Genomic DNA, 1,055 nt, shown 5'->3' on the forward strand with positions numbered 1-1,055 from the left:
GTACGGCCGCCTTCGCGAATTGCGAAGCGCAGACCCTGGTCCATTGCGATTGGGTGAATCAGGGTAACAACCATTTTCACGTTGTCGCCAGGCATAACCATTTCCACGCCTTCTGGCAGCTCGACTGAACCGGTCACGTCAGTGGTACGGAAGTAGAACTGTGGACGGTAGCCTTTGAAGAACGGAGTATGACGGCCGCCTTCGTCTTTAGACAGAACGTAAACTTCTGACTCGAACTTGGTGTGTGGCTTGATTGAGCCTGGCTTCGCCAGAACCTGACCACGCTGGATGTCTTCACGCTTGATACCGCGCAGCAGAACACCACAGTTCTCGCCTGCCTGACCCTGGTCCAGCAGCTTACGGAACATCTCAACACCGGTACAGGTAGATTTCGCAGTATCTTTGATACCCACGATTTCAACTTCGTCACCGACTTTAACGATACCGCGCTCAACACGACCGGTTACAACTGTACCGCGGCCAGAGATTGAGAACACGTCTTCGATTGGCAGCAGGAACGGCAGGTCGATTGCACGTACCGGGTCCGGGATGTAGCTGTCCAGGTGGCCAGCCAGCTCGATGATTTTCGCTTCCCACTCCGCGTCGCCTTCCAGTGCTTTCAGCGCTGAACCGCGTACGATTGGCGTGTCGTCGCCCGGGAAGTCGTACTGTGACAGCAGGTCACGGACTTCCATCTCAACCAGCTCCAGCAGCTCTTCATCATCAACCATGTCGCACTTGTTCAGGAACACGATGATGTAAGGAACGCCAACCTGACGACCCAGCAGGATGTGCTCACGGGTCTGAGGCATTGGGCCGTCAGTCGCAGCAACAACCAGGATTGCGCCGTCCATCTGCGCAGCACCGGTGATCATGTTTTTCACGTAGTCGGCGTGTCCCGGGCAGTCAACGTGTGCATAGTGACGGCCAGCGGTTTCGTACTCTACGTGTGCGGTGTTGATGGTGATACCACGTGCTTTTTCTTCAGGGGTGCTGTCGATCTGGTCGAATGCACGAGCCTGGCCGCCGTTGGTTTTAGCCAGTACGGTGGTGAT

1 protein-coding gene is annotated in these 1,055 nt (G+C 55.8%); it reads right to left on the reverse strand.

All coding sequences use genetic code 11. The features are described 5' to 3' along the window. On the reverse strand, window positions 1–1,055 hold a 1,055-nt coding region (gene tuf / locus LU196_RS20305; protein ID WP_232761560.1), incomplete at both ends, for an elongation factor Tu.

This window comes from Pantoea sp. Mb-10 (assembly GCF_021272205.1).
Classification (GTDB): domain Bacteria; phylum Pseudomonadota; class Gammaproteobacteria; order Enterobacterales; family Enterobacteriaceae; genus Pantoea.